A 6,725-nucleotide genomic window follows, 5' to 3' on the forward strand; every position below is an offset into this window, starting at 1 on the left:
AATTCAAGAAGGGGTTCAGCAAGGAAAAATACAGATGATTAAAGGTATGCATGAACTTGGTGTACCACTTGAAACGATTGCTAAAGCCAGTAAATTAAGCATAGATGAGGTCGAACGTATTTTAGAACAAAAATAATTAGCAACAAAAAAAGAACCTATTAATTGGGTTCTTTTTTGGGCTATTTGTCAACTTGGTGTAGCACGACATGTCAATCAAGCTTAAAGTAATTGTTTTTTCCTTTTATTTTTTTATTCTTTAATTTTAAATCGTGAAATTAATCCTTCTAATTCCTCGATTTTTTTCTTTATTTGCATGGATTGATTTGTTATTTCTGTAATGGATGATGCTTGAGTTTGAATGGCTTGTACGGTTTGATTTGTATCTTTCGCTACTCTTGTAGAAGTTTCTGATACTACTGATAGTGAAGCGTTAATTTCTTCAGTTCCAGCAGACATTTCTTCTGTTGTAGCTGATACTTCTTGAATTTGATGTGTTATCTTATGAATGTCTTTCATGATTGTTGAAAAGGCTTCGTCTGCTTCATTAGCAGCATTTCTTCCTTGTATAGCTTCTTCGTGTCCTTTTCTCATGATTTGAACAGTATCTTTTGTATCTTGTTGGATTGATTTAATTAAATTATTAATTTCATGTGCGGATTGCTTAGATTGTTCAGCTAAATCTCTCACTTCAGCTGCAACAACTGCAAATCCTTTTCCATTCTCTCCTGCACGTGCTGCTTCGATTGCAGCATTTAAAGCAAGCAAATTTGTTTGTTCCGCAATATTTGTAATCGCGTCTAAAGCTTTATCTATATGCTGTGTACGCATAATAAGACGTTCTATCACCGTAGATGTTTCTTCAACAACTGCATGCACATTATTCATTTGAGTAATAGATTGCTTGATTACTTTACTACCATTATTTACACGATCTGTTGTAGCAACAGATACTTCAGCAACAGTTAATGCTGATTCAGCTACTGATTGAACTCCATTTGTTAAGTCATTCATTGCTGTTGAACTTTCATGAATATTAGTAACTTGTCCTTCTATTTGTTTATTTACTTCATTAATTGTTAGAACAGCTTCATTAGATATTTTAGATGCCTGTTTTGTATTCTGCAACATACTGTCAGTAGAAGAGGTAACTTCGTATGTCGTTACTTGTATTTTCTCAATTAAATGTTGTAAATTATCTAACATGTTATTAAAAGAAGTAACAATAGCTCCTAATTCATCATTTGCTTGATAGGAAGTACGTATTACTAAATTTCCATCTGCTACTTGTTTTATATCATGCTGTAATAAAGTAATTGGACGTTGAATAGCTGTTTTGATGACATATCCAATACCTATAATAATTGCAGTCGCAATAACTGAAATAATAATAAACATCAGTATTGTAGTATGTGCACTGTTCGTATTACTTTTTTGTAATTGTTCTGCCTGGCTACTGTTATATTTCACAAGTTCTTGAATAGAATTAATCGCATTTTGCATAGCAGGCTCAGTGTTTTTTAAATAATAAGAATAAGCTTCTTCATTTTTATTGTTTACTGCTAAATTTTGTGCTTCTTTCATTTGAGTTCTAAATTCTTGAAAGTTTTTTTGGAAATTCTTATATAATTGCTTTTCTTCTTGTGAGCTGATCTTAGACTCAAAGTTTTTTAATAACTGATCATTTTCTTTACGTGTTTGATCTATGTTATTTGCTAATTCTTTGTTTCTTTTTTCATCAGTTGTAACCATGAGTTCCATAAAATTACTGTTTCCGTATCGGAAATTAGATTCTAGAGATTGTATCCAAAAAATTGGAAGTAATCTTTCGTCATACATACTTGCAGAAGCTTCACCTGTTTTCTTTAAAGAGATAACTCCTATAATGGATAAGAGAATACATGCGATACTCGCTGTAATCATTAATGTATTCAACTTTGTACCAATTTTACTGTTTTTTAGAACTGACATTAAACCACCCCTTATTAAATCTTTATATTACGTTATACATCTTATAATAAAAACCAACAAATAACGACCTGTTTTTTTAAAAAATGTTGTTATTTGTTGGTTTATTTGTTGCTAATTGTTGGTTTTTTAGTGTGGAGAAATATGTAATTTTACATTTTACAAAAAAAGGTAAATGATATACAAAGTACTATTAAGTTATATTAAAAACATTTTATATCAAACAATTAATATAAATAAATGAAAATCACTATAGTTTAAGTTTAATTACACTGATGTAATTATTTCACTTAGTGAATTAATTAATAGGATTTAACTTTTTTAAATATAATTTTTTTCAAATACAAACATGAAGTGTCTGAATTATTAAATATAAATAATGGGATTTTATTGTTTACTTAGTAAAAACATAGTGTTTAAATGAGGGGGAAGTAAGGCCTTACATTCTATGAGAAGTAAATAATAACGAGAGTCTAACACTCTATCCGAAAGAATTCTTCTTCCTCAAGCGTGTGGAAGGAGAGAGCCTAGCGCTAGGTTGTTCTAGAGGTGTGAATAAGATTGTAAAAAGACAATAGTGAAGAGGTGTATGGAATGAAAAATAAAATAATTACAGGTTTTTTAATAACATCCATTGTTACTGGGGCGAATATTCCTATCAATACTCTTGCAATGCCAATCGTTCAGGCAGAAACTCAACAAGAGAATACGGATATATCCTCATCCTTACGAAAATTAGGTGCACAATCTAAATTAATCCAAACATATATTGATCAAGCTTTAATGAGTCCTAATGTACAGCTTGAGGAAGTCCCAGCTTTAAATACGAACCAATCCCTGATCAAGCAAGATATGAACGAATGGTCATCAGAACTTTATCCAAAATTAATTCTATTAAATTCAAAAAGTAAAGGATTTGTAACCCAATTTAATAGCTATTATCCAACATTAAAACAGTTTGTAGACAATAATGAAGATAAAGAAGGGTTCTTGGATAGACTTGAAATTCTTCAAGATAAAACTACGACAAACCAAGAAAGCGTACAACGTCAGATTAATGAATTAACAGATATTAAATTACAGATTGATAAAAAGCTTAAAGATCTCGATACTGACGTGACAAAAGCACAAGGTGTACTAAGTTCAGAGGGAACAGGGAAAATAGACCAGCTAAAAAATGAATTGCTAAATACCCAAAAATCAATTCAAAGTGATTTACAACAAATAGCATTATTACCAGGAGCTTTAAATGAACAAGGGTTTGTTATATTCAAAGAAGTCTATAACCTTTCAAAAGATATCATTGAACCTGCTGCTCAAACAGCAGTAGCAGCGTATAACAAAGGCAAAGAAATTAACAATTCTATTTTAGAAGCAGAGAAAAAAGCAGAGCAAGAAGCGAAAGAAAAGGGTAAATCTGCTCTAGAGATTGAAGCTGCCAAAAAAGAAGCCCGTGAAGCAATTGAGAAAAGCAAACAAGCTGAAATAGCTGCAGCTGCAATTACAAAGACAAAAGAGTATGACCTTACGAAGGTTATTGACCTTGAAAAAATTAAAAAAACTTATAGTGCCTTCGCTGAAGTAAATAAACTTACTACAGAGCAGCGAGCACATTTAGATGATTTAGAGAAACAAAACCAAAAATTATATGATTTAACAAAGAGCCTAACAGTAGCAGATTTACAAAAGTCTATGCTTCTTATTATGCAAAATGATTTACATACATTTGCAAATCAAGTAGATGTAGAACTTGACCTATTAAAGCGCTATAAAGAAGATATGAATCTAATTAAAAATAATATTACAAAATTATCTTCTAATGTTGATACAACTGATCAGCAGTCTCAAAAAGATACATTAAGACAATTAAAAAATGTAACAAGTTACCTTGAAGAACAAGTTTATAAGTTCTAATATTCTGAATTTATAAAGCGGAATGATGATTATAAGAATCTATTGAAAAATAGGGAGGAGAATTAATATGATGAAGTTTCCATTTAAAGTGTTAACTTTGGCTACTCTGGCAACGGTTATAACGGCTACGAACGGTAACACGATCCATGCACTTGTACAAGAACAGACTGCACAAGAACAGAAAATAGGGAATTATGCATTAGGACCTGAAGGACTAAAGAAAGCATTGGCTGAAACAGGATCTCATATTCTTGTAATGGATTTGTACGCAAAAACAATGATTAAACAACCGAATGTAAATTTATCTAATATCGATTTAGGTTCAGAAGGGGAAGAATTAATCAAAAATATTCACCTTAATCAGGAACTATCTCGAATCAATGCGAATTATTGGCTAGATACAGCAAAACCGAAGATTCAAAATACAGCACGTAATATTGTAAATTACGATGAACAATTTAAAAATTATTACGATACATTAGTAGATACTGTACAAAAGAAAGATAAGGAAGGATTAAAAGAGGGCATAAATGATTTAATCACTACAATTGATACAAATTCAAAAGAAGTTACAGAAGTAATTAAGATGCTAGAAGCCTTCAAAACAAAACTGTACACAAATACTACAGATTTTAAAAATAATGTTGGTGGCCCAGATGGGAAAGGTGGCTTAACGGCAATATTAGCGGGAAAACAAGCACTGATTCCACAACTTCAGGCTGAAATTGAGCAACTAAGTGCTACTCAGAAAGAACATTTTGACAATGTATTAGCATGGTCAATTGGTGGTGGATTGGGAGCAGCCATTTTAGTTATTGCAGCCATTGGAGGAGCGGTAGTAATTGTTGTAACTGGCGGTACAGCAACACCGGTTGTTGTCGGTGGCCTTACGGCTCTCGGTGCAGCTGGTATCGGTTTAGGAACGGCAGCTGGTGTCACAGCGTCTAATCATATGAACTCTTATAACGAAATTTCTAACAAAATCGGACAATTAAGTACAAAAGCCGATCTTGCTAACCAAGCAGTTATTTCGCTTACTAGCACAAAAGATACTTTGACATATCTATATCAGACAGTGGATCAAGCCATAATGTCTCTAACAAATATTCAAAAACAATGGAATACAATGGGGGCCAATTATAAAGATTTATATGATAATATCGACCAAATGCAAGAACATAAACTCTCTTTAATACCTGATGATTTAAAGGCTGCTAAACAAAGTTGGAATGATATTCATAAAGATGCAGAATTCATTTCGAAAGACATCGCTTTTAAACAAGAAGAAACGAACTGAAAATCAAAACCTATATAGGAGGAATATGGAATGATAAAAAAAATCCCTTACAAACTACTCGCTGTATCGACGTTTTTAACTTTGACAACAACTTCTGTGGTCTCACCAGTAGCAACTTTTGCAAGTGAAATTGAACAAACTAACAATGGAGATATGTCTCTTTCAGCAAATGAAGTGAAAATGAAAGAAACCTTGAAAAAGGCTGGATTATTTGCAAAATCTATGAATGCCTATTCTTATATGTTAATTAAGAATCCAGATGTGAACTTCGAAGGAATCACTATTAATGGGTATGCAGATTTACCTGATAAAATTGTACAAGATCAAAAGAATGCAAGAGCACATGCTGTTACATGGGATACGCAAGTAAAAAAACAGCTTATAGATACATTGACTGGTATTATTGAATACGATACAAAATTTGATAATTATTATGAAACAATGGTAGAGGCAATTAATACAGGGGATGGAGATGCTTTAAAAGAAGGGATTACAGATTTACGAGGTGAGATTCAACAAAACCAAAAGGTTGCACAACAATTAATACAAGAATTAACTAAATTAAGGAACGCTATTGGACAAGATGTTAGAGCATTTGGAAGCAATAAAGATCTCTTACAGTCGATTTTAAAGAACCAAGGTGCTGATGTTGAGGCCGATCAAAAGCGTCTAAATGAGGTTTTAGGATCAGTAAACTATTATAAACAGTTAGAATCTGATGGATTTAATGTAATGAAGGGTGCCATTTTGGGCTTACCGGTAATTGGTGGGATAATAGTGGGTGTAGCACGAGATAATTTAGGAAAGTTAGAGCCTTTATTAACAGAATTACGTCAGACCGTAGATGGAAAACTAACATTAAATCGTGTAGTTGGGGTTGCATATAATAATATTAGTGAGATGCATAGTGCGCTTGATGATGCTATTAACGCTCTTACTTATATGTCCACGCAATGGCATGATTTAGATTCTCAATATTCGGGAGTACTTGGGCATATTGAGAATGCAGCTCAAAAAGCGGATCAAAATAAATTTAGATTCCTAAAACCTAACTTGAATGCAGCTAAAGACAGTTGGAAAACATTACGAACAGATGCTGTCACATTAAAAGAAGGGATAAAAGAATTTAAAGTGGAACTTGTTACTCCACAAAAATAGGGGAATATTAGTTCTGTTGCAAAGTGACCTAAAACATAGAGAATCTATGATTATATTGTTGAATAGTAATGTAGCAATTAATAATTCCTTATAGACCGAAAAGGCGGAGTCGTATTAAAGACTTCGCCTTTCACTTTTATAAAAGTTTCATCCAAATCTCAAAATAACCGTGCAGTTTTACTTATTTTTAAAAACTTCGTAACAGAACCTTCTTATTCCTATACCACGCATATCATTTGTATGATAAATTTTTTGAACTACTCACCACTTAACATCCTCGCGGCCTGTTTGAAGTGGGATAGCCTAATGAATTAGAAACCTAACGGTTTCTAATTCATTAGGCTATCCCCGTAGTTCCTACGGTTAAGAGACGAATTGCTTTTGAGCGCTG

4 protein-coding genes are annotated in these 6,725 nt (G+C 32.5%); 3 read left to right on the forward strand and 1 reads right to left on the reverse strand.

Annotation, left to right across the window (positions count from 1 at the left end):
* Positions 1-249: 249 nt before the first annotated feature.
* Positions 250-1,968, reverse strand: coding sequence for a methyl-accepting chemotaxis protein (locus tag FT637_RS29130; protein WP_193649199.1), 1,719 nt, complete (start codon positions 1,966-1,968; stop codon positions 250-252).
* A 591-nt stretch (positions 1,969-2,559) separates the two neighbouring features.
* Between FT637_RS29130 and FT637_RS29135 the strand changes: the two genes are divergently transcribed.
* From FT637_RS29135 to hblB, 3 genes are all read left to right on the forward strand, one after another.
* A complete protein-coding gene (locus FT637_RS29135) occupies positions 2,560-3,879 on the forward strand; it encodes an HBL/NHE enterotoxin family protein (RefSeq protein ID WP_193649200.1) in 1,320 nt (439 codons plus the stop codon).
* A gap of 67 nt (positions 3,880-3,946) precedes the next feature.
* On the forward strand, positions 3,947-5,176 hold the full coding sequence (locus tag FT637_RS29140; protein ID WP_193649201.1) for an HBL/NHE enterotoxin family protein: 1,230 nt from the start codon (positions 3,947-3,949) through the stop codon (positions 5,174-5,176).
* A 30-nt stretch (positions 5,177-5,206) separates the two neighbouring features.
* Complete coding sequence (gene hblB / locus FT637_RS29145; protein ID WP_193649202.1) at positions 5,207-6,334, forward strand: hemolytic enterotoxin HBL binding subunit HblB; 1,128 nt, start codon at positions 5,207-5,209, stop codon at positions 6,332-6,334.
* Positions 6,335-6,725: the final 391 nt, after the last annotated feature.

The organism is Bacillus cereus, assembly GCF_015071065.1.
Taxonomy (GTDB): Bacteria; Bacillota; Bacilli; order Bacillales; family Bacillaceae_G; genus Bacillus_A; species Bacillus_A cereus_BA.